The following is an 18,679-nucleotide window of genomic DNA, read 5'->3' as shown; positions in this document are numbered from 1 at the left end:
GACGCCTACCGTACGCGGGTGATCGTCTCGAGCAGGACCTGTGCGCAGCCGGCCGGGTCGTCGAAGAACGGCGTGTGCCCACTGCCGTGCAGCGTGACGTGCTCGGCGTTCGGCAGCACGCTGCGCGCTTTGCGGCTCTGCGTCGCGTAGGTGAGCAGGATGTCGCGGCTGCCCCAGGCGATCGTTACCGGAGTGTCGGCGAACGCGCCGATTTCGGGCAGCCGGACGTCGGTGAACGAGGCGAGCGCCTCGTCGAAACCGGCCGAGTCCGCCGCGCCGAGCGCGGTCTCCAGCGCCACCTTCGCATCCAGCGCCCATGGCTTGCCGAAGACCAGCGAGAGGAACACGGTCCGGCCCGCGGCGGTGCTCAGCACGGACGGCAGAGCGGGACGCAGCCGACGCGCGAGTGCCCGTGACTTGCCCAGCGACTGCTGGCACCACACCCGGCCCGCGGTGTCCCAGAACCCGATCGGCGAATAGGCGGTCACCGATCGAGCCAGCCCGCGGGCGCCCAGTTCCAGCGTGATCAGCCCGCCCATCGAATTGCCGGCGAGGTGCGGGCGATCGATCCCCTGCGCGGCGAGGAACTCGGCGAGCGCCTCGGTCAGGTTGGGCACCGTGGTGTGCGCGAGCGGGTGCGCCGATCCACCGAAGCCCGGCAGGTCGACCGCGATGACCTCGTACGACGCGGCCAGTGTGTCGATGATCGGCTCCCACACCTGCCACCGGCTCCCGACGCCGTGTACCAGCACGAGTGGTTCGCCCGCGCCGACGCGATGATGGTGCAAGGTCGTCATGCGCCAACACTAACAGCAGTCACCTGTCATCAGATGGGATGTCGCGGGCGATCATCAGGGCTGGTTCGCGCCCCGCGGTGCCGGTACGATAATTGGTATGGCAACGCGTAAGGTCACCCTTTCGCTGGACGAAGCCGCCTGGTCATTCGCGGAACAGGCGGCGGCTCGGGCGGGAATGTCGCCGTCGGCTTGGATTTCGAAGGCCGCGCGACGGGAGGCCGTGCGCACCGGTGTCGGTCCGGTATCGGATGTGACCGCCGAGGCCGCCGCGGACGCGGCCGAGCTGGCGGCCGCGGAGGAGGAGATGCGTGCGTCGGGGTGAACTGTGGATCTACAACCCGCATGGTTCGCCGCGCCGCCGAGCGGTCGTGCTCATCAGCAGTGACGGCATCAACGAATCACCGCGTCCCTGGCTGATCGCGGCCGAGGTGATCGAGGACGATCCGCAGGACATCCTCGCGGTTCCGGTCAAGGAACACGGCTGGGTGCATGCCGGGAACATCGGGCGGATCTTCCGCGGTTGGCTGGCCGAGCGGGTGGACGTGGTGGACAGCGACACCCTGGAGCGGCTCGACACCGCGTTGCGCGCGGCGATGGACCTCTGAGTTCGCGCACGTAGCCTGTTGGACGGCAACGTATCCCGCATTCGCCGTGGCAGACGACTACCGCTGGACGCCGCACGGCATTATGGTGGCCACGCCACCGACAGTGGTCAGTCGAGGAAGAGGAGTCAGGTGCGGATCTGCATGATCGCCGCGGCGCTGATCGCGCTGCCGGTGCTCGCGGCATGCGGCAGCGACAAGGACACGGCGGCGCCCACGGTGACGCAGGCCGATCTGTCCAAGTCCTTGCAGGACAAGGGCCTCAAGAACCAGCAGCTGGCCGACTGCGCCGCGAAGGTGTTCGTCGATCAGGGGATTTCGCAGGACGGACTGCGAATCATGATCAGCGACGAGTACGACACCAAGGCTCCCGACCAGGAAACGCTGGGGATGAGCAAGGAAGACGCGGACAAGGCGCGCGCCGCCAGCGGTCGCATCGCGAGCGAGTGCATGTCGGCGGCCCAACCGCGCTGATCATCGACGGTCGGAGACCGTTGTCACGGTGGGGCGGATACTTCGCGTAGCGATGCGGTAGGGCAGACCGTACGCTGTCGCTACGTCGACGAGGGTGTCGACCAGAAGCCGAGGGTCCGACCGTGTCACAGCCGCCTTTTCCGACGTCGCCGAATTCGCTGGGATCGCCGGCCATCACCCCGTCCGGTCGCTGGTTCGCGCTGGGTGGCGCGCTGATCGCCATCGGCGTCATCGGCGGGATCGTCCTAGGTGCTTTCGGATTCCTGCAGACCTCGGGACGCATCGATGACTTCCAGCGGGTCGGGGTGCCAGGCTCCGGTGTGGTGAACCTGGCGGAGTCCGGCGGGTACACCGTGTACTTCGAGTACGCGGGGGCGTCGTCCGAGGGCGCCTCCGGCACGGTCGATCTGCGGGTGCTCGACCCGCACGGCAAGCATGTGGAGCTGCGGAAGTACGACGCGAGCATCACCTATTCCTTCGGCAGCCATGAGGGCCGGGCCGGATTCTCCTTCGAGGCCGCCGAGCCGGGCGCCTACCGGGTGACCACGGCCGGTAGTTCCGAAGTGACGGTTGCCATCGGCCGAGGCCTCGGCTCTTCCTTCGTCGGCACGCTGCTCGGCGCGCTCGCCCTCGGTTTCGGTGGCGTGGTCCTCGGTGTGCTCGTGATCGTGGTGGTGGCGGTCAAGCGAAGTGCGAGCAAGCGCAATGCCGCTGTGGGAGGGCTCGGGTACTGAACCCGCGGGTCGTCGCATCGCGTTTCGTCGCCTATAGCGCGACCGTCAGTTCGATGTGCGCGGCCGACCCCGCCTCCAGTCCCTCCGCGACGCGCACCGCTTTCTTCATCGGCAGGACATAGGTCGCCCGCGACTTGTCCGGGAACAGCGAAGTAGACCACCGGGTGCCGCCGACGACCACGTGCACTCGCACCGCGCCGAACCCGCCGGAACGATGCGCGTAGCGCTCCTCGATCTCATCGGCCACGTCCTCGGGCAGCGACACGAAATGCCAGGCGGCATCGCCCGGTAATTCCCAGACTTCCGCCGTGAACGAGTACCGCGAACCAGCCACGCCGCGACTGTAACGGCGCGCACCGACAGGGCTTCGCATCGACCGCGCAGGAGTTCCTACTTCCCGGACTTGCATGTACGTATATGTCTACTTATAGTTAGGCCAGCGCGTGTACGTATACATCTACTTATATCTAGGGCGGCTCGAAGAGCCCCGCGACAAAGGAGGCAGATGCCATGGGCATCTCGGATCTCACCTCGAAGTTGGTCGGCGACATCGGCGACAAGCGGCGGTGGCGGCAGTACAAGACGCGGGCGGGGCAGCTTCCCGCGGGTTATCGCACCGCGGTCGATGGTTTCGAGCGGTACCTGATGTACACCGGATCGGGAGGAGGCGTCTCGATGTTCGAGGACCTCGCCGAGCTGTTCGAGCGCAGCGCGGCCGACGGATCCCCGATACGCGAGGTCGTCGGGGAGGACCCCGTGGCGTTCATCGAGACGTTCGCGCGGAACTACCAGGAAGATTCGTGGATCAACCGGGAACGGGCACGGTTGAACAGCGCCATCGAGCGCGCCGCCGGAGAAGGAAAGTAGGGGCGTTCGATGACGACACAGCAAGCTCCGGCGATCCATGTGCGGGATCTGAAGAAGTCCTACGACAAGTTGGAGGTACTGCGCGGCGTCGATTTCGAAGTCGAGCGGGGCAGCATCTTCGCCCTGCTCGGCTCGAACGGGGCCGGCAAGACCACTGTCGTGAAAATCCTGTCCACGCTGCTCAAAGCCGACGCGGGAACAGCCAGTGTCAACGGCTTCGATGTCGCGACGCAACCGGGTGATGTGCGAGAGTCCATCAGCCTCACCGGTCAGTTCGCCGCCGTCGACGAAATCCTCAGCGGCCGGGAGAATCTCGTGCTCATCGCCAAGTTGCGGCACCTGAAGAACGCGGAAACGGTGGCCGACGACCTGCTCGAGCGTTTCTCGCTGACCGACGCGGCCACCCGGAAGGTGTCGACGTACTCCGGTGGCATGCGCCGCCGCCTCGACATCGCCATGAGTCTCATCGGGAATCCGCCGGTCATCTTCCTCGACGAGCCGACCACCGGGCTCGACCCTCAGGCACGCATCGAGGTGTGGCAGGCCGTCGAGGAACTCGCCGAGCACGGCACGACAGTGCTGCTCACCACTCAATATCTGGAGGAGGCCGAACAACTCGCCGACCGGATCGCGATCCTGCACAAGGGCCGGATCATCGTCAACGGCACCCTCTCCGAGCTGAAGCAGCTCCTCCCGCCCGCCGAGGTCGAATACGTCGAGAAGCAGCCGAGCCTCGAAGACGTCTTCTTCGCTCTCATCGGTGACGAAGGCGACGACGCCGCTCCCGGCAACGACCGCAGCGCGGTACGGACGAACTGAGGAACAACGATGACCACGCATTTCTTCGCCGACACCACGCTGCTGCTGGGACGATCCCTGCGCCACATCACGCGCAGCGTAGACACCATCATCACGACCACGATCATGCCGATCGCCTTCATGCTGCTGTTCGTCTACGTCTTCGGCGGCGCGATCGACTCCGGGTCGGACTCATACGTGCAGTACCTGCTGCCCGGCATCCTGCTCATCACCGTCGCTTCGGGTATCGCCTACACCGCATTCCGGCTCTTCCTCGACATGAAGAGCGGCATCTTCGAGCGATTCCAATCCATGCCCATCGCACGATCGTCGGTGCTGTGGGCGCACGTGCTGACCTCGCTGGTCGCCAACCTGATCTCGCTCGTGGTGGTCGTGCTCGTCGCCCTGCTCCTGGGCTTTCGGTCGGGGGCCGGAATACTGGCCTGGCTCGCGGTCGCCGGCATCCTGATCCTGTTCACCCTCGCGCTGACCTGGATCGCGGTCATCCCCGGTCTGACCGCGAAGACCCCCGACGGCGCGAGCGCCTTCTCCTATCCTCTGATCTTCCTGCCGTTCATCAGCTCGGCTTTCGTACCCACCGACACCATGCCCGGCCCGCTGCGGGCCTTCGCCGAACACCAGCCGGTGACCTCCATCATCGACGCCATCCGTCACCTGTTCACGCAGGAGCCCGTCGGCACCGACATCTGGATCGCCCTCGCCTGGTGCGTCGGCATACTCATCGTCGCCTACCTCTTCGCCATGAACACCTACCGCCGCAAAATCTCCTGAGCTGTACTGAGCAGCCACCTGCCCCTGGCGATCGCCGAGGGCGGGTGGCTGTCCAGGTCCACCGTCGTTATCTGCTCGAGCCACCCGCCCAGTAGCTCGACCGGGAACCAAGGGTCCGCATTTCGATCGCGCTGCGCGCAACCCGTGAGCACCCGGCCGTGGTGCGCGATCGTGAGCTGATGACGACCACCGAGGCGAAATCCACTACCGACTCCGACCTGGATGCGATCTTCGGCCCGATATTCGACCGGATCGCCCAGGGCGCCGTAGCGCGAGAAATCGATCGCAGCCTGCCCTACGACGAGGTCGGCGAGCTGCGTGCGGCGAAATTCGGCGCGCTGCGCGTTCCGGTCGAGTCCGGCGGATACGGCGTTACCGTCCGGCAGCTGTTCCGGTTGCTCATCGAACTCGCCGCCGCCGAATCGAACCTGCCGCAGGCGCTGCGGGTGCACTTCTCGTTCGTCGAGGACCAACTGCTGGCCGACCAGGGGCCCGAGCGGGAACGTTGGTTGCGTGCGGTGGCCGAGGGCACGCTGGTGGGCAACGCGATCACCGAACCGGGCGTCGGCGCGGTGGACCGCTACCGCACCACACTCACCGAAGACGGCGGACGGTGGCTGCTCAACGGTGTGAAATACTACAGCACGGGCTCGTTGTACGCGGACTACATCCTGGCCGCCGCCGACCGCGACGGTGAGCGCGTCGGCGTCCTGGTGGACGCGCACGCCGAGGGAGTGCGTCAGCACGACGACTGGGACGGCTTCGGCCAGCGGCTGACGGCCAGCGGCACCACCGAATTCACCGACGTGGTGGTGACCGAGGATCGAATTCTCGGTTCCGGCTACGGCGCGCCCGGCCCGACCTACGCGACCTCCTATCTGCAACTGGTCCAGCTCTCGGTGCTCGCGGGCATCGCCAAGCGCGCCGAGCGCGACATCCGGGAGTGGGTCGCGGGGCGCACCCGCGGCTACACGCACTCCACCGCCGACCTGCCCAGGCACGACCCGCTGGTGCAGCAGGTGATCGGGCGCCTCTCGGCGGCCGCGTTCGCCGCCGAAGCCAGTGTGCTCGCCGTCGCCGACGTGCTCGACGAGGTGCTCGCGGGCGGCGCGAAGGACGAGAGCGCCGTGGTGGCGGCCGAACTCGCCGCGGCCCGGGCCCAGCTGGCAGTCATCGACCTGGTGCTCCCCGCTACGTCGCTGCTGTTCGAAGTGGGCGGTGCTTCGGTGGTCGCCGAACGGCTGCGGTTGGATCGGCACTGGCGCAACGCCCGCACCATATCGGTGCACAACCCCGCGATCCAGAAGGCGCGGGCCATCGGCGATCATCTGCTCAACGGCGCCGACCTGCCGTTCGCGTGGAGCGCGGGGGAGCGCACCGGTGGAGCGGCGCAGTGACCCGCCGCATCCGGTTCAACGCTTTCGACATGAACTGTGTCGCCCATCAGTCACCCGGCCTGTGGCGGCATCCCGACGACCAGTCGCACCGCTACAAAGAGCTGGGCTACTGGACCGAGCTGGCGAAGCTGCTGGAACGCGGCCGTTTCGACGGCATCTTCATCGCCGACGTGCTGGGCACCTATGACGTGTACGGCGGCAACGACATCGCCGCGCTGCGCCAAGGCGCGCAGATCCCGGTGGCCGACCCGCTGCTGCTGGTCTCCGCCATGGCCGCGGTGACCGAGCATCTCGGGTTCGGCATCACCACCGGCACCGGCTTCGAGCACCCGTACCCGTTCGCGCGGCGGTTGTCGACGCTCGACCATCTCACCGACGGAAGGCTCGGCTGGAATGTGGTGACGGGCTATCTGCCCTCGGCGGCGCGCAACTTCGGCGCCGCCGACCAGCTCGACCACGACGAGCGCTACAACCAGGCCGACGAGTACCTCGAGGTGCTGTACAAGCTGTGGGAAGGCTCGTGGGAGGACGACGCGGTGGTCCGCGACGCGACCGCGGGCGTCTACGTCGACCCGGCCAAGGTGCACCACATCGGTCATCGCGGCACGTACTACACCGTGCCGGGCATTCATCTCTCGGAGCCGTCGCCGCAACGGACGCCGGTGATCTACCAGGCGGGAGCGTCGCCGCGCGGCGTGCGTTTCGCGGCGGAGAACGCGGAAGCCATCTTCATCGCCGGTCCATCGAAACGGGTGCTGGCGCAGACGGTCGCCCGGATCAGGGACGCGCTGGAAGCGGCAGGCCGTGCCCGGGACGCGGCGCGCGTCTACGCCCTCGCGACGATCATCACCGACGCGACCGACGAGGCGGCACGGCGCAAGCACGAGGATTACCTGTCCTACGCCAGTGTCGAAGGCGGTTTGGTGTTCATGTCCGGCTGGATGGGCATCGATCTGTCCCGCTACGACCTCGACGACCCGATCGGCCAGGTGGAGAGCAACGCGATCCAGTCGGCGGTCGCGGCGTTCCAGGAATTCGACGACGACGGCCGGGAGTGGACCGTTCGCGATATCGGCAAGTGGGCCGGGATCGGCGGCATGGGCCCGGTGTTCGTCGGCTCCGGGGAGACGGTCGCGGATCTGCTCCAGGAGTGGGCCGCCGAGACCGATCTGGACGGGTTCAACCTGGCCTACGCGATCACCCCGGGATCGTTCGAGGACATTGTGCGGCATGTCGTTCCGGCGTTGACCGCCCGAGGTGCCTACACCGAGGAGTACGTGCCGGGCACTCTGCGCAATGCGCTGTTCGGTGCGGGTGACCGGTTGCCCGCGGAACACCGCGGCGCGAGCTACCGGTTGGGTGGCGCGGGCTCGAGCGCTTTGCCGGACGAGGTTTCGCGAGCGGGGGCAACGGCCGAGACGCACTCGTAAGGTAGTCGGACGGCGCCGGAAGCCCCCGGTCCGGCGCTGCCCGGCGACGCGATCAGAGAGCGGCGAGAAATATCCCGGCGACCGCCTCCAGCCCCGCCCGATCGATGTCATCGAATCGGCCCGGCTGCGGACTGTCGAGATCGAATACCCCGATCAGATCCCCGTCCCGGACCAGCGGCACGACAATTTCCGAACGCGTGTCGGCATCACAGGCGATATGGCCGTCGAACGCGTGCACATCCGGCACGAGTTGGGTGGTCCTCGATTCGGCCGCGGTGCCGCACACGCCTTTTCCGAGCGCGATGCGCACACACGCGGGCTTGCCCTGAAACGGGCCGACCACCAATTCGCGCCCGTCGTAGAAATAGAAACCCACCCAATTCACATCGGGTAGCGCGTGGAATATCAGCGCGGAGAGATTGGCGGCGTTCGCGATGCGGTCGGTCTCGCCCGCGACCAGCGCCTCGGCCTGCGCGGCGAGCTGGCGGTACTGCTCGGGGCGGTCTCCGGTCAAATCGGCGGCGACGAACGACATGGCCCGAATGGTACGCGCTCGGAATTCGCTGTCTGCCCATTCATTCTCGGTGATCGCAACACTCTGCCCGCACCTGGTGGGCATCGCATCATCCCTGCATGACATCGCAGCAATCCGTTTCCCGTTCCACTCGTTCGGCCGCGGTAATCGGCGCCGGACAGACCGGCGTCACTGCGGCGCTAGGACTTCTCGACGCCGGTTTCGACGTCACCATCTACAGCGAGCGCGATCAGCGCTCCTTGCGTGACGATGTGCCCGCCACCGGCACCGCGCTCGAATTCGGTGAGACCCAGCAGGCCGAGGCCGCGCTGGGATTGGACAGCTACACCGCGCGGGCGCCCCGGCACACCGGCCTGAGTGTGCGCATCGCCGGACCCGGCCCCGATCGTCCCGAATTGATCCAATTCGACGGTCATTTCGACGGATACGTCGGCGTGGCGGTGGACACCAGGCTCAAGGCCGACGAGCGGCTCACCGCGTTCCTGGAGCGCGGCGGCCGGTTCGTGGTCGAGCAGGTGACGCCGGAGACGCTCGACGGCATCGCCGCCGCCAACGACCTCACGTTGGTCGCGACCGGACGTGGGGGACTGTCGGACCTGTTCCCCGTCGATGCGCAGCGCACCCCCTACGACGCGCCGCAGCGCTCGCTGCTCACCGTCACCGTGACCGGAATCGGCCACGACGAGAACGTTTTCGCCCATCGCAGCGTCGCGGGCGGCGCGCACAGCGGCTTCTCCATCCTCGCCGATCAGGGTGAAGGGTGGTGGGGCCCCTATCTGCACAAGGACGCAGGGCCGAGCTGGGCGTTCCTCGGCTGGGCGCGTCCCGGCAGCGACTGGGAGAAGCGTTTCGCCGCGGCGGACTCCGCCGAGTCGGCGCACCGCATCGTGCAAGACCTCTACCGCGACTACATCGGCTGGGACCTGCCGGAGGTGCTGGCCACCACGACCATCCCCGAAGACCCGCACTCGTGGCTGAAAGGCGCTGTGCGGCCGGTGGTGCGGGCGGGTGTGGGGCGCACCGCGGGCGGGCACGTGGTCGCCGCGCTCGGTGACACCGCCGTCGCCTACGACCCGATCGCCGGGCAGGGCGCGCAGAGCGGCTTGATCCAGGCCCAGCGGCTGGTCGCGGCGGCCGCCGTGCACGACGGTCCGTTCGACGAGGCGTGGATCGCGCGGCAGTACGCGGCGTTCCTGGCCGCCCGTGGTGACGCGGCCAACAAGGTGACCAGGCTGTTCCTCAGCGATCCCGAGCTGGGTGAGATCGGCAACGCGTTCTTCGCCGCGGCCGCCGTGGACCCGGCGTTCGCGTCGGCGCTGGTCGGCTTGTTGCATCGGCCGCAGCCGTTCCTGCCGGTCGACTCGCCGGAAGCGGCCGCCGAGTTCATCACGCGGGTCACCGGCGAGGACGCCGCCGCGCTGCTGGGCCGGTTCGCGCCCGCGGGCACGTTCAGCAGGTCGAGCTACTCGGCCGCGCTCGCCGACGCCTGATCCGAATCGCACAGATTCAAAACCTCGTCCCGACCGGGGGCCGGTGCTGGAGTGAGAGGAGCGCCGGACGCATGCGTGGCGTCCGGCCTCCGATCCGACAGCTTCCCCCGAAAAACCATGGAGCGGCTATGACCACGGAGCAGATCGCCGAGCAGATCCGGTTCGCCTACTGGGTGCCCAACGTCAGCGGGGGATTGGTCACCAGCGACATCGAACAGCGCACCGGCTGGGATTTCGAGTACAACAAGAAGCTCGCGCGGACCGCGGAGAACAACGGCTTCGACTACGCGCTGTCCCAGGTGCGCTACACCGCCTCCTACGGCGCCGAGTACCAGCACGAATCGACCTCGTTCAGTCTCGCGCTGCTCGGCGCCACCGAACGGCTGAAGGTCATCGCGGCCGTGCATCCCGGGCTGTGGCATCCGGCGGTGCTCGCCAAGTTCGGCGCCACCGCCGATCACTTGTCCAACGGCCGGTTCGCCATCAACGTCGTCTCCGGCTGGTTCGCCGGAGAATTCACCGCGCTCGGCGAGCCATGGCTCGAGCACGACGAGCGCTACCGGCGCAGCGCGGAATTCCTCGAGGTGATCCGCAAGATCTGGACCGAGGACAACGTGAACTACGGCGGCGACTTCTATCGCATCCGGGACTTCACCCTGAAGCCCAAGCCGTTGAACACCCCCGAGCGCCCCAATCCCGAACTGTTCCAAGGCGGTAACTCGACCGCCGCCCGGCGCAACGGCGGCCGCTACGCCGACTGGTACTTCTCCAACGGCAAGGACTTCGACGGCGTCACCGAACAGCTCGACGACCTGCGCGCCGTCGCACGCGCCCACGATCGCGAGGTGAAGTTCGGGCTCAACGGCTTCATCATCGCCCGCGATACCGAAAAGGAGGCCCGCGATACCCTGCGCGAGATCGTCGCGAAGGCGAACAAGCCCGCGGTGGAGGGTTTCCGGGACGCGGTGCAGCAGGCCGGCGCGTCCACCAAGGATCGCAAGGGCATGTGGGCCGACTCGACGTTCGAAGACCTGGTGCAGTACAACGATGGTTTCCGCACCCAGCTGATCGGTACGCCGGAGCAGGTGGCCGAGCGGATCGTCGCCTACAAGCAGCTCGGCGTCGACCTGGTCCTCGGCGGCTTCCTGCACTTCCAGGAGGAGATCGAGTACTTCGGCGCGAAGGTGCTTCCGCTGGTGCGCGAGCTGGAAGCCGCGCAGCGGCCTGTCGCGGCGGTGAACTGATGACCGCGGTCGCCGCCGATCGCATCCTGTCGGCGGCACAGGCGTTCGTGGTCGCGCAGCGGCTGGCGGTGGACTTCGCGCCGGGGGCCGCGGACCGCGACCGGGATCGCCTGCTGCCGTACGCGGAGGTCGATCGGCTGGCGGCCAGCGGCTTGCTCGCGATCACCGTGCCCGCGGCCTACGGTGGCGCGGATCTGCCGCCGAGCGCGGTCGCGGAAGTGACGCGAATCCTGGCCACCGCCGACCCGAATATCGCGCAGATCCCGCACAGCCACTTCGTGTATGTGAACCTGCTCCGGCTCGCGGGGACGCCGCAGCAGCAGGAGCGGTACTTCGGCCGGGTGCTCGACGGTGGGCGCATCGCCAACGCGCAGTCCGAGCGCGGCGGCGCGACCGTCGCCGACATCGCGACCACGTTGCGGCCGACAGGTGACCGATTCCGCGTGGACGGCGTGAAGTACTACTGCACCGGATCGCTGTTCGCCGACCTGTTCGCGGTGCTGACCCGGCTGGACGATCCCGAGGGACGCGCCGGCCTGGAGCCAGGGGAGTACATCGCCTACCTGCCCGCGAATACCCCCGGTGTGCGCGTGGTGGACGACTGGAACGGGCTCGGGCAGCGCACCACCGGCAGCGGAACGGTGTCCTTCGAGGAGGTGCTCGTCGACCGCGACCAGGTGATCCCCCGCTCCGGCGCGGTACGCGCACCCACCGGCTACGGAGCGTTCGCGCAGCTGCTGCACGCCGCCATCGACACCGGCATCGCGCGAGGTGCGCTCAGCGCCGCCACGGAGTTCGTGCGCACGAGAAGCCGCCCGTGGTTCGAGGCAGGGGTGGCGGACGCGGTGGACGACCCGTTGTTGATCCAGCGCTTCGGTGAGCTGTCGGTCGCGGTCACCGCCGCCGAGGCGACGCTCTCGTCGGCCGGATGGGCCGTGGACGCGGCCACCAGGACCGATCCGGGCGTCGACGGCGTCGCCCGGGCGTCCCTGGCCGTGGCGACCGCCAAAGTGCTCGCCGACCGCGCGGCCAACGACGTGTCCGCCGCGCTGTTCGAAGTCGGCGGAACACGCAGCGCCGCAGCGGATCTGAACTTGCACCACTTCTGGCGCAACGCGCGCGCACGCACACCCTGCACGATCCGGTGCGCTGGAAGTACCAGCACATCGGCAGGGCCCTGCTGCACGAGGCCGCGCCGCCGCTGCACGGTGTGATCTGAAAGGAGACGGAATGACAGTCACTGTCGTCGTCGGAAATCCGAAGCCCGCCTCACGCACGCTCACCGCGGCCACCCTGGTCGCGAAGGGGCTGCGACCGGAGGTGGAACCCACCGTGTTCGACTTGGTCGAGTTCGGTCCCGGCCTGCTCGGCTGGGGTGACCCGGCCGTGGCGGAGGCGGTGCGCACCGTGGCGGGCTCGGAACTCGTGGTCTTCGCCAGTCCCACCTTCAAGGCGACCTATACCGGGCTGCTGAAGCTGTTCCTCGAACAGTTCGAGGGCGGAACCGGCCTGGAAGGCGTGCTCGCGGTGCCGGTGATGCTCGGCGCAGGACCGGCCCACGCGCTCGCACCCGACCTGTTGCTCAAGCCCGTGCTCGTCGAAATCGGGGCCACCGCAGCACTGCCCGGGCTCTACCTGTCCGATCGCACATTCGCCGAGGACGGCGTCATCGACCGGTACAGTGGTCGGTGGCGTTCGGTCGCCCAGGCACTGGCCCACAGCTCGAAGGCTGCGAATCATGCATGACCTGTTCGAATTTCCCGCCGACGGAGCCGGCCTGCGTCGCGCGTTCGCCAATTTCCCCAGCGGCGTCGTCGCGGTGTGCGCCGAAATCGACGGAACCCCGCACGGTCTGGCGGTGAGCACGTTCGTTCCCGTCTCGCTGGACCCACCCCTTGTCTCGTTCTGCGTGCAGAACTCCTCGGCCACCTGGCCCAAGCTCGCCGCCGCGAGTCACCTCGGCCTCAGCCTGCTCGGCACCGACCAGCAGGCCGCCGCCCGCTCGCTCGGCACCCGCGACGGCGACCGCTTCCGCGACATCCGGCTGCACCGCGGTTCGGGCGACGCCGTGTTCATCGACGGCGCGTCCGCCTGGATCGAGGGCGTCCAGGAGGCGCATGTACCGGCCGGCGACCATGCCGTTGTCATCCTGCGTATCCACCGCATCGCCAGCCGCACCGACGTCGACCCTCTCGTCTTCCACGGCAGCAAGTTCCGCCGGTTGCGTGCCGAAACGGCGAACGGGGCGGCCTGAATCGAGGGTGTGGACCGCTCGGCGACCGGATCCGAAACGTAGGGTGATGCCGTAGCGCTGTCGGCGGTCCTCGAGGTGGCCCGTGCAGATCCTCGATCATCCGAGAGCGCTGAGCGAGCACCGGATTCGGTGTGAACGTGCAGCGGCCGCGATCGAAATGCCGCACGTTCGCGCGCTCGATCGTCCGGACAATCGCCGCGGCTCCGAAGCGGCGATCCACACGGCCGTCCGGTTGCTCGACTGGGGGTGGGGGCTTTGCTCCGGTAGTCGCCGCTGTGGGAGACTCGTGCGTCTCCCTCGGAAAGGTCCTGGTCATGACGCTCGGCATGGTTCTCGGCGATTCCTCGCGCACTTCGGCGCGGGTGTAGGCCGACCCAGGTGATTCCTGTGCGGTAGCCGCACAGCTGTGTTCGCGACCCTGCGGCGAAGTGCTCGTCGTGCCCATGCACGTTCGATCACGAGGAGTTCCCGGTGTCCACCGTTTCTTGGACCGAAGACGACATCAATTCGACCACCCGCTGGCATTCGGCGAATGGCGCGCCGCCACCCGATCCGGTCGTGGTGGCGGACGACCGGACGACCGCCGCTGCGGCTTGTCGGCTGGCGCGAGCGGGGACCGGCCTGCTCTGGCGCGGTGATTTCCACAACGCGCGGCAACTGTTGCGTGCGATGGGCCGGCGGGTGGACCGGAAGGATCCGTCGGGCGATGATTCGGCCGAAGCGTTTCAGCGGTATCGCGCGTCGCGTCGTCGGCGCGCGGAAGTGCTCGGCAAGTTGCTCGTGCTGCTGGAAGACGACTATTCCCTGGCGCTGCGCCGCGCACCCGATGTGCGGCGCGCGTGCACCGAGGCGTATGGCCTGCCGCAGGGGCGTACGGTGGTCGCGCTCACCGAGCTGCTCGGCGTGCTCGGCGCGGCGCAATGGCGGGAGAAGGGCGTGTACGTGCCCGCCCTCGGCGACCATATCCATCCGCATTACGGCGTGTTCTCCCCGGTGCGGGGCGAGTACGTCGACCTCGTCGCCACCGCGCCCCTACCCGCACGCGCCGAGACCGCCTTCGATCTCGGCACGGGCACCGGCGTGCTCGCCGCGATCCTGGCTCGGCGTGGATGCGATCGAATCACCGCCACCGACAACAATTTTCGCGCTTTGACCTGCGCTCGCGCCAACCTCGACCGTCTGGGCCTGTCCTCCGTCGCTATACAAGGCCCCGCTCTCTTCCCGGACGGCAAGGCCGATCTCGTGGTGTGCAACCCACCGTGGCTCCCCGGCACGCCGACCTCCGCACTGGAAGGCGGCGTCTACGACGAGAACTCGTCCATGCTGCACGCCTTCCTCTCCGGTCTCCGCGCCCACTTGCGACCCGGCGGCGAAGGCTGGTTGATCCTCTCCGACCTCCCCGAACACCTCGGCCTGCGCACTCGAAACGAACTTCTCCACCGCATCACGACCGCCGGCCTCCGCATCACCGCCCAACTCACCGCTCGCCCCACCCACCCCCGAGCCCACAATCCCACCTCCCCCCTCCACCACGCCCGCGCCCGAGAAACCACCTCCCTCTACCGCCTGACACCTCGTTGAGCGGCACATGACGGAGAGGTCACTCGGGATTTCCCTCCATCGTGTGCCACTCGACGGAGTTCCGGCCGCAGCCGGTGTTCAGCGCAGGGCGAGCGGTGTCTCGGAGGCGACGCGGGTCAGCTTTTCCGGGTTGCGGACGAAGTAGAGGCCGGTGATGTGGTCGTCCTCGACGTGGAAGGCCATGATGCCGTCGAGCGCGCCGTCCAGGCTCAGCGCCAATGCGAGGTGTCCGTTGATCAGGATGGTTTCGCAACTCAGATCGCCCTGGACCTTGCCGGTGCCGCCGGTGATGTAGCGGGCGACCTTCTCGGCGCCGATGACGGGCTGTAGTGCGGCTCGCTTGATGCCGCCGCCGTCGCTCATGAGGACGACATGCGGGGCGAGCACGTCGAGCAGGCCTTGGGGATCGCCGGATTCGAGCGCACGCTGGAACGCTTCCACCGACGCACGGGCCTGGCTCGGCGATACCACCGAACGTGGGCGGCGGGCCGCGACGTGGCGTCGGGCGCGGTGCGCGATCTGGCGGACGGTCGGCGGGGTCTTGCCGACCGCCGCCGCGATCTCCTCATAGTCGACGTCGAAGACCTCGCGCAACACGAAGACGGCACGTTCGGTGGGCGAGAGCGTCTCGAGGACGAGCATCATCGCCATCGACATGTTCTCGGCGAGTTCGACGTGCTCGGCGACGTCGGGTGTGGTGAGCATCGGCTCGGGCAGCCAGGGGCCGACGTATGACTCTCTGCGGCGCTTCATCGTGCGTAGCCTGTTGAGCGACTGCCGGGTAGTGATCCGGACCAGGTAGGCACGTTCATCGCTCACCTGCTCCAGGTCGGCTTTCACCCATCGCAGCCAGGTTTCCTGCAGAACGTCCTCGGCGTCGGCGGCCGAGCCGAGCATCTCGTAGGCGACGGTGAACAACAGGTCGCGGTGGGCGACGAAAGTGTCGGTCGCATGGTCGCTCATCTTCTCGACCCTTCTCCTCGGGAGTCGGCTGCACCCGGTCCGGGCCGTCAGCTCGCGAAAGGCTCGAGGGCGAACCGGCCCCACGCGATGAATACCGCCACCGCGAGATACACCGAGTTCAGCACGACGAACTTGTACTCCCCGAGCCGGCCGTGGGTGATCATCGCGCCGACCATGAGCCCGACCCAGCAGACGGCCGTGACCGGCACCATCACGGGTGCGATGTCGAGCACGGCGGGCAGGATCAGACCGGCCGCCGCCAGGATCTGCAGGACCCCCAGGCCCTTGACGAAGCCGTCGCCGGCAGCGGCGGTCCATTCCCCGCCGGGCGACGCGGCGAGCTTCTCCCGAGGGATGAACGCCTTGGTGATGCCGCCGAAGAGGGCGAGCGCGGCCAACAGTGCCGTAGCGATCCACAGTGCGATGTTCATCGGAAACTCCTCCGTCTCTGGTGTGTCGGCATCCAGACACCGCGCGAGCGAACCCTGTGACAAGTCAGTGAGCTAGTTCACACAACACCTGCCTACCGCCCGGCGCTTCGTTGAGTGGCACATGGCGGAGAGACAACTCGCGATTCGCCTCAGCCATGTGCCACTCGACGGGTGAGGTGCCGCAGGTCGTCGAGAGGTGGATGGGGGAGCGCTCGTGTAGCGGTTTGAAAGACCGCTGGACCGAAAAAGACCCGCCCTGGACCAGGGCGGGTTTCGTGTGGAGCCGATGACGGGAATCGAACCCGCGCTGTCTGCTTGGGAAGCAGAAGTTCTACCATTGAACTACATCGGCAGAGGCAGATGTGCCAATCGAGACTGTAGCAGAAGCCTCGTGTGGGGTGGGAAAAGTCCAGCCAGCAGGGTGGTGACTCGGGGGACTTCGCCGACGCCGAAAGCCAACCTATTTCGCTCGACGGCCGGAAGCGGACTCGGCCTTATCGGGATTTCTGCCGGGATAGCCGTCCGGAGACGGGGTCGGGCCTGGCTCGCCGGAAACCAAGTGCCGGTAGACAGTCAAGCAAAGGATGAGCCAGAGGGCGCCGAAGCACCAGCCGCCGAGGACGTCGGTGGTCCAGTGGACGCCGAGGTAGATGCGGGACAGGCCGACCGCTGCGACGAACAAGGCGGCGGCGATCGCTGCGCACGCGCGGAGGGCGGGTCCGTGCACGCCGGGTAGCGCGACCACCAGAACGATGCCGACCACGACGAACGAGCCCAGGCTGTGCCCGGACGGATAGGCCTGATTGGACACGTTGATCAGGTGTTCCTCGACGGGCGGGCGGTCGCGGTCGGTCAGCCGTTTGCCGCCGCGCACCAGCAACCCACCGCCGAGCCCGGTGGTCGCGACGAGCGCCGCCGACGTCCACCGCCGCCGCCAGGACAGCACCAGGCAGGTCGCGGTGGCCAGGGCCGTCATGGCGAGCGTGCCACCCAGCACGCTGACGACCACCGCGACCGGGGTGAGCGCCTCGCTGCGGTGCGCGATCGCCCAGTCGGCGATGCCGCGATCGACCTTGCCGGGGCCGCCGCTCCCGACCACACCCGCCGTGAGGGCCGCGGCGCACACCACCAGCAGCGCGGTGAGCACCCCGATGGCGGTACGAATGCGAGGGGAAGTCACCACTCCACGTTGCCATGCCGGACGCCGGCAGGTAACCCGGACGCTTCCGGCATGGACGGTGCCGGCGAGTGCCTCCGGTTACCTCTCGGTGCGCGAGCGCATGGCCTCCGCCAACCGGGGCGACACGGTCGGCTGCGGCGGATTCGTCAGGGCTGACCAGGGCCGACCGGCCGCCCGGACAAGCGCCGCCATCAGCCTCCGCGCATGGCGGGGCAAGCCGGCTACGCGGACGACCTCAGAACTTGCTGTAACCGCCGTCGATCAGCAGGGTGTCGCCGGTGTGGTAGGCGCTGGCGGGGCCGGCGAGGTAGACGGCGACGGATTCGAAATCGCTCGGCAGGCCCCAGCGGCGAACCGGGATCCTCGGGTGGACGCGTTCGCGGAAACGGTCCCAGGCGAAGGCCCCCTCGGTCATCGGCGTCTCGACCCAGCCGGGCAGCACCGAGTTCGCGCGGATGCCGTGCTTGGCCAGCTCCACCGCGATCGAGTTGACCATGGCGATCAGCCCCGCCTTGCTTGCCGCGTAGGACTGCCCGCGTGGAACACCTTGCTGGGCGGCGAGGCTCGCGGTGGCGACGAGGCTGCCGCCCTCGCCGTTGGCGAGCATGACTTTCGCCGCTTCGCGCAGCGTCACGAACGCGGCGTCGAGGTTGAGGGAGGTGACCCGGCGGAATTCCGCGAGGTCGGTCTCCACGAACGGGATGAAACCCTGACTGACACCGGCGTTCACGAAGCAGGAGTCGACGCGGCCGAGTTCGGCGGCCGCGCGCCCGAAGGCGTCGATCACCTGCTGCTCGTCGCTCACGTCGCAGCTCAGCGCCAGCACGCGGCCGCCGAAGGCGCGCAATTCGGCGGCGGCGGCCTCGTTGCGCTCGGCGTTGCGGCCGATTACGCAGACGTCGGCTCCGGCCCGCGCGAGCCCGCGGGCGAAGCCGAGACCGATGCCGGAGTTGCCTCCGGTGACGACGGCGACGTGGCCGGTCAGGTCGAACAGCGAGCCCTCGGTCATGGTTCATCCCTAAGGTTGTGGGTGTCTGGGGTTGGTGCCCCGGATGCCCGGGACGGTGGGGTGTAGCTGATGGTTTGTTGCCTCTGGTGAGGCTCGAGAGG

Annotated in this window: 21 protein-coding genes, 1 tRNA gene and 1 pseudogene; 15 read left to right on the top strand and 8 right to left on the bottom strand. The window is 68.1% G+C overall.

Annotated elements, in window-relative coordinates:
- Positions 1-5: 5 nt before the first annotated feature.
- Positions 6-797 (bottom strand): alpha/beta hydrolase, encoded by a 792-nt coding sequence (locus ABZ420_RS34125; protein ID WP_357131749.1) that lies wholly within the window; start codon positions 795-797, stop codon positions 6-8.
- Between the two features lie 97 nt (positions 798-894).
- Between ABZ420_RS34125 and ABZ420_RS34120 the strand changes: the two genes are divergently transcribed.
- The 4 genes from ABZ420_RS34120 to ABZ420_RS34105 all read left to right on the top strand — a co-directional run bounded on the left by ABZ420_RS34120 (position 895) and on the right by ABZ420_RS34105 (position 2,607).
- Positions 895-1,119, top strand: coding sequence for a hypothetical protein (locus ABZ420_RS34120; protein WP_040870818.1), 225 nt, complete (start codon positions 895-897; stop codon positions 1,117-1,119).
- Positions 1,106-1,402: a hypothetical protein gene (locus ABZ420_RS34115; protein ID WP_357131746.1), complete on the top strand. Its 297-nt coding sequence runs from the start codon at positions 1,106-1,108 to the stop codon at positions 1,400-1,402. The genes ABZ420_RS34120 and ABZ420_RS34115 overlap by 14 nt, the downstream gene beginning before the upstream one ends.
- Positions 1,403-1,543: 141 nt before the next feature.
- Positions 1,544-1,873: a hypothetical protein gene (locus tag ABZ420_RS34110; RefSeq protein ID WP_357131743.1), complete on the top strand. Its 330-nt coding sequence runs from the start codon at positions 1,544-1,546 to the stop codon at positions 1,871-1,873.
- Between the two features lie 122 nt (positions 1,874-1,995).
- Entirely contained in the window at positions 1,996-2,607 is a 612-nt protein-coding gene (locus ABZ420_RS34105; RefSeq protein WP_357131740.1) for a hypothetical protein, read from the top strand.
- Positions 2,608-2,638: 31 nt separating this feature from the next.
- Here ABZ420_RS34105 and ABZ420_RS34100 read toward each other — a convergent pair whose 3' ends face one another.
- The gene (locus tag ABZ420_RS34100) at positions 2,639-2,941 is read right to left on the bottom strand and encodes a DUF1905 domain-containing protein (RefSeq protein WP_063052760.1); all 303 of its coding nucleotides are present in this window, start codon (positions 2,939-2,941) and stop codon (positions 2,639-2,641) included.
- A 176-nt stretch (positions 2,942-3,117) separates the two neighbouring features.
- Between ABZ420_RS34100 and ABZ420_RS34095 the strand changes: the two genes are divergently transcribed.
- From ABZ420_RS34095 to ABZ420_RS34075, 5 genes are all read left to right on the top strand, one after another.
- On the top strand, positions 3,118-3,474 hold the full coding sequence (locus ABZ420_RS34095) for a DUF1048 domain-containing protein (RefSeq protein WP_357131737.1): 357 nt from the start codon (positions 3,118-3,120) through the stop codon (positions 3,472-3,474).
- Between the two features lie 9 nt (positions 3,475-3,483).
- Positions 3,484-4,293 carry an ATP-binding cassette domain-containing protein gene (locus ABZ420_RS34090; protein WP_357131734.1) on the top strand — a complete coding sequence of 270 codons (810 nt, stop codon included), beginning with the start codon at positions 3,484-3,486 and terminating at the stop codon, positions 4,291-4,293.
- A gap of 9 nt (positions 4,294-4,302) precedes the next feature.
- Positions 4,303-5,064: an ABC transporter permease gene (locus tag ABZ420_RS34085; protein WP_357131731.1), complete on the top strand. Its 762-nt coding sequence runs from the start codon at positions 4,303-4,305 to the stop codon at positions 5,062-5,064.
- A gap of 179 nt (positions 5,065-5,243) precedes the next feature.
- Entirely contained in the window at positions 5,244-6,461 is a 1,218-nt protein-coding gene (locus tag ABZ420_RS34080; protein ID WP_357131728.1) for an acyl-CoA dehydrogenase family protein, read from the top strand.
- Complete coding sequence (locus ABZ420_RS34075) at positions 6,458-7,891, top strand: LLM class flavin-dependent oxidoreductase (protein ID WP_357131725.1); 1,434 nt, start codon at positions 6,458-6,460, stop codon at positions 7,889-7,891. The genes ABZ420_RS34080 and ABZ420_RS34075 overlap by 4 nt, the downstream gene beginning before the upstream one ends.
- A 52-nt stretch (positions 7,892-7,943) precedes the next feature.
- Here the strand turns inward: ABZ420_RS34075 and ABZ420_RS34070 are convergent, their stop codons facing one another.
- Positions 7,944-8,426, bottom strand: a complete 483-nt coding sequence (locus tag ABZ420_RS34070) for a GAF domain-containing protein (protein ID WP_357131722.1) — start codon at positions 8,424-8,426, stop codon at positions 7,944-7,946.
- Positions 8,427-8,524: 98 nt separating this feature from the next.
- On the opposite strand from ABZ420_RS34070, the gene ABZ420_RS34065 reads away from it, so the two are divergent.
- From ABZ420_RS34065 to ABZ420_RS34040, 6 genes and pseudogenes are all read left to right on the top strand, one after another.
- Positions 8,525-9,916: a styrene monooxygenase/indole monooxygenase family protein gene (locus tag ABZ420_RS34065; protein WP_357131719.1), complete on the top strand. Its 1,392-nt coding sequence runs from the start codon at positions 8,525-8,527 to the stop codon at positions 9,914-9,916.
- Positions 9,917-10,044: 128 nt separating this feature from the next.
- A complete protein-coding gene (gene sfnG / locus ABZ420_RS34060) occupies positions 10,045-11,160 on the top strand; it encodes a dimethylsulfone monooxygenase SfnG (RefSeq protein WP_357131716.1) in 1,116 nt (371 codons plus the stop codon).
- Positions 11,160-12,379 (top strand): annotated as a pseudogene (locus tag ABZ420_RS34055) (SfnB family sulfur acquisition oxidoreductase). The gene sfnG and the pseudogene ABZ420_RS34055 overlap by 1 nt, the downstream one beginning before the upstream one ends.
- Before the next feature lie 11 nt (positions 12,380-12,390).
- The gene (locus ABZ420_RS34050) at positions 12,391-12,906 is read left to right on the top strand and encodes an NAD(P)H-dependent oxidoreductase (protein WP_357131713.1); all 516 of its coding nucleotides are present in this window, start codon (positions 12,391-12,393) and stop codon (positions 12,904-12,906) included.
- Complete coding sequence (locus tag ABZ420_RS34045) at positions 12,899-13,414, top strand: flavin reductase family protein (protein ID WP_040870800.1); 516 nt, start codon at positions 12,899-12,901, stop codon at positions 13,412-13,414. Before ABZ420_RS34050 ends, ABZ420_RS34045 begins: the two co-directional genes overlap by 8 nt.
- A gap of 471 nt (positions 13,415-13,885) precedes the next feature.
- On the top strand, positions 13,886-14,995 hold the full coding sequence (locus tag ABZ420_RS34040) for a class I SAM-dependent methyltransferase (RefSeq protein ID WP_357131710.1): 1,110 nt from the start codon (positions 13,886-13,888) through the stop codon (positions 14,993-14,995).
- 78 nt (positions 14,996-15,073) lie between these two features.
- Here the strand turns inward: ABZ420_RS34040 and ABZ420_RS34035 are convergent, their stop codons facing one another.
- The 5 genes from ABZ420_RS34035 to ABZ420_RS34015 form a co-directional block, all read right to left on the bottom strand.
- Positions 15,074-15,958: an RNA polymerase sigma-70 factor gene (locus ABZ420_RS34035; RefSeq protein ID WP_357131707.1), complete on the bottom strand. Its 885-nt coding sequence runs from the start codon at positions 15,956-15,958 to the stop codon at positions 15,074-15,076.
- Positions 15,959-16,005: 47 nt separating this feature from the next.
- The gene (locus tag ABZ420_RS34030) at positions 16,006-16,389 is read right to left on the bottom strand and encodes a DoxX family protein (protein ID WP_357131704.1); all 384 of its coding nucleotides are present in this window, start codon (positions 16,387-16,389) and stop codon (positions 16,006-16,008) included.
- 278 nt (positions 16,390-16,667) lie between these two features.
- A tRNA-Gly gene (locus ABZ420_RS34025) sits at positions 16,668-16,741 on the bottom strand.
- 108 nt (positions 16,742-16,849) lie between these two features.
- Positions 16,850-17,569, bottom strand: a complete 720-nt coding sequence (locus tag ABZ420_RS34020; protein WP_357131701.1) for a phosphatase PAP2 family protein — start codon at positions 17,567-17,569, stop codon at positions 16,850-16,852.
- 235 nt (positions 17,570-17,804) lie between these two features.
- Positions 17,805-18,578, bottom strand: coding sequence for an SDR family oxidoreductase (locus tag ABZ420_RS34015; protein ID WP_357131698.1), 774 nt, complete (start codon positions 18,576-18,578; stop codon positions 17,805-17,807).
- Positions 18,579-18,679 lie beyond the last annotated feature (101 nt).

This window comes from Nocardia sp. NPDC005745 (genome assembly GCF_040630775.1).
Taxonomy (GTDB): Bacteria; Actinomycetota; Actinomycetes; order Mycobacteriales; family Mycobacteriaceae; genus Nocardia.
Note: the sequence above shows the minus strand (reverse complement) of the source record. Positions and strands in the feature narration are given on the sequence as shown.

Coding starts and splice junctions, on each gene's coding strand:
- ABZ420_RS34080 (WP_357131728.1), top strand. CDS start 5,244: ATGACGACCACCGAGGCGAAATCCACTACCGACTCCGACCTGGATGCG.
- ABZ420_RS34050 (WP_357131713.1), top strand. CDS start 12,391: ATGACAGTCACTGTCGTCGTCGGAAATCCGAAGCCCGCCTCACGCACG.
- ABZ420_RS34030 (WP_357131704.1), bottom strand. CDS start 16,389: ATGAACATCGCACTGTGGATCGCTACGGCACTGTTGGCCGCGCTCGCC.
- ABZ420_RS34110 (WP_357131743.1), top strand. CDS start 1,544: ATGATCGCCGCGGCGCTGATCGCGCTGCCGGTGCTCGCGGCATGCGGC.
- ABZ420_RS34120 (WP_040870818.1), top strand. CDS start 895: ATGGCAACGCGTAAGGTCACCCTTTCGCTGGACGAAGCCGCCTGGTCA.
- ABZ420_RS34085 (WP_357131731.1), top strand. CDS start 4,303: ATGACCACGCATTTCTTCGCCGACACCACGCTGCTGCTGGGACGATCC.
- ABZ420_RS34065 (WP_357131719.1), top strand. CDS start 8,525: ATGACATCGCAGCAATCCGTTTCCCGTTCCACTCGTTCGGCCGCGGTA.
- sfnG (WP_357131716.1), top strand. CDS start 10,045: ATGACCACGGAGCAGATCGCCGAGCAGATCCGGTTCGCCTACTGGGTG.
- ABZ420_RS34095 (WP_357131737.1), top strand. CDS start 3,118: ATGGGCATCTCGGATCTCACCTCGAAGTTGGTCGGCGACATCGGCGAC.
- ABZ420_RS34070 (WP_357131722.1), bottom strand. CDS start 8,426: ATGTCGTTCGTCGCCGCCGATTTGACCGGAGACCGCCCCGAGCAGTAC.
- ABZ420_RS34125 (WP_357131749.1), bottom strand. CDS start 797: ATGACGACCTTGCACCATCATCGCGTCGGCGCGGGCGAACCACTCGTG.
- ABZ420_RS34045 (WP_040870800.1), top strand. CDS start 12,899: ATGCATGACCTGTTCGAATTTCCCGCCGACGGAGCCGGCCTGCGTCGC.
- ABZ420_RS34090 (WP_357131734.1), top strand. CDS start 3,484: ATGACGACACAGCAAGCTCCGGCGATCCATGTGCGGGATCTGAAGAAG.
- ABZ420_RS34015 (WP_357131698.1), bottom strand. CDS start 18,578: ATGACCGAGGGCTCGCTGTTCGACCTGACCGGCCACGTCGCCGTCGTC.
- ABZ420_RS34035 (WP_357131707.1), bottom strand. CDS start 15,958: ATGAGCGACCATGCGACCGACACTTTCGTCGCCCACCGCGACCTGTTG.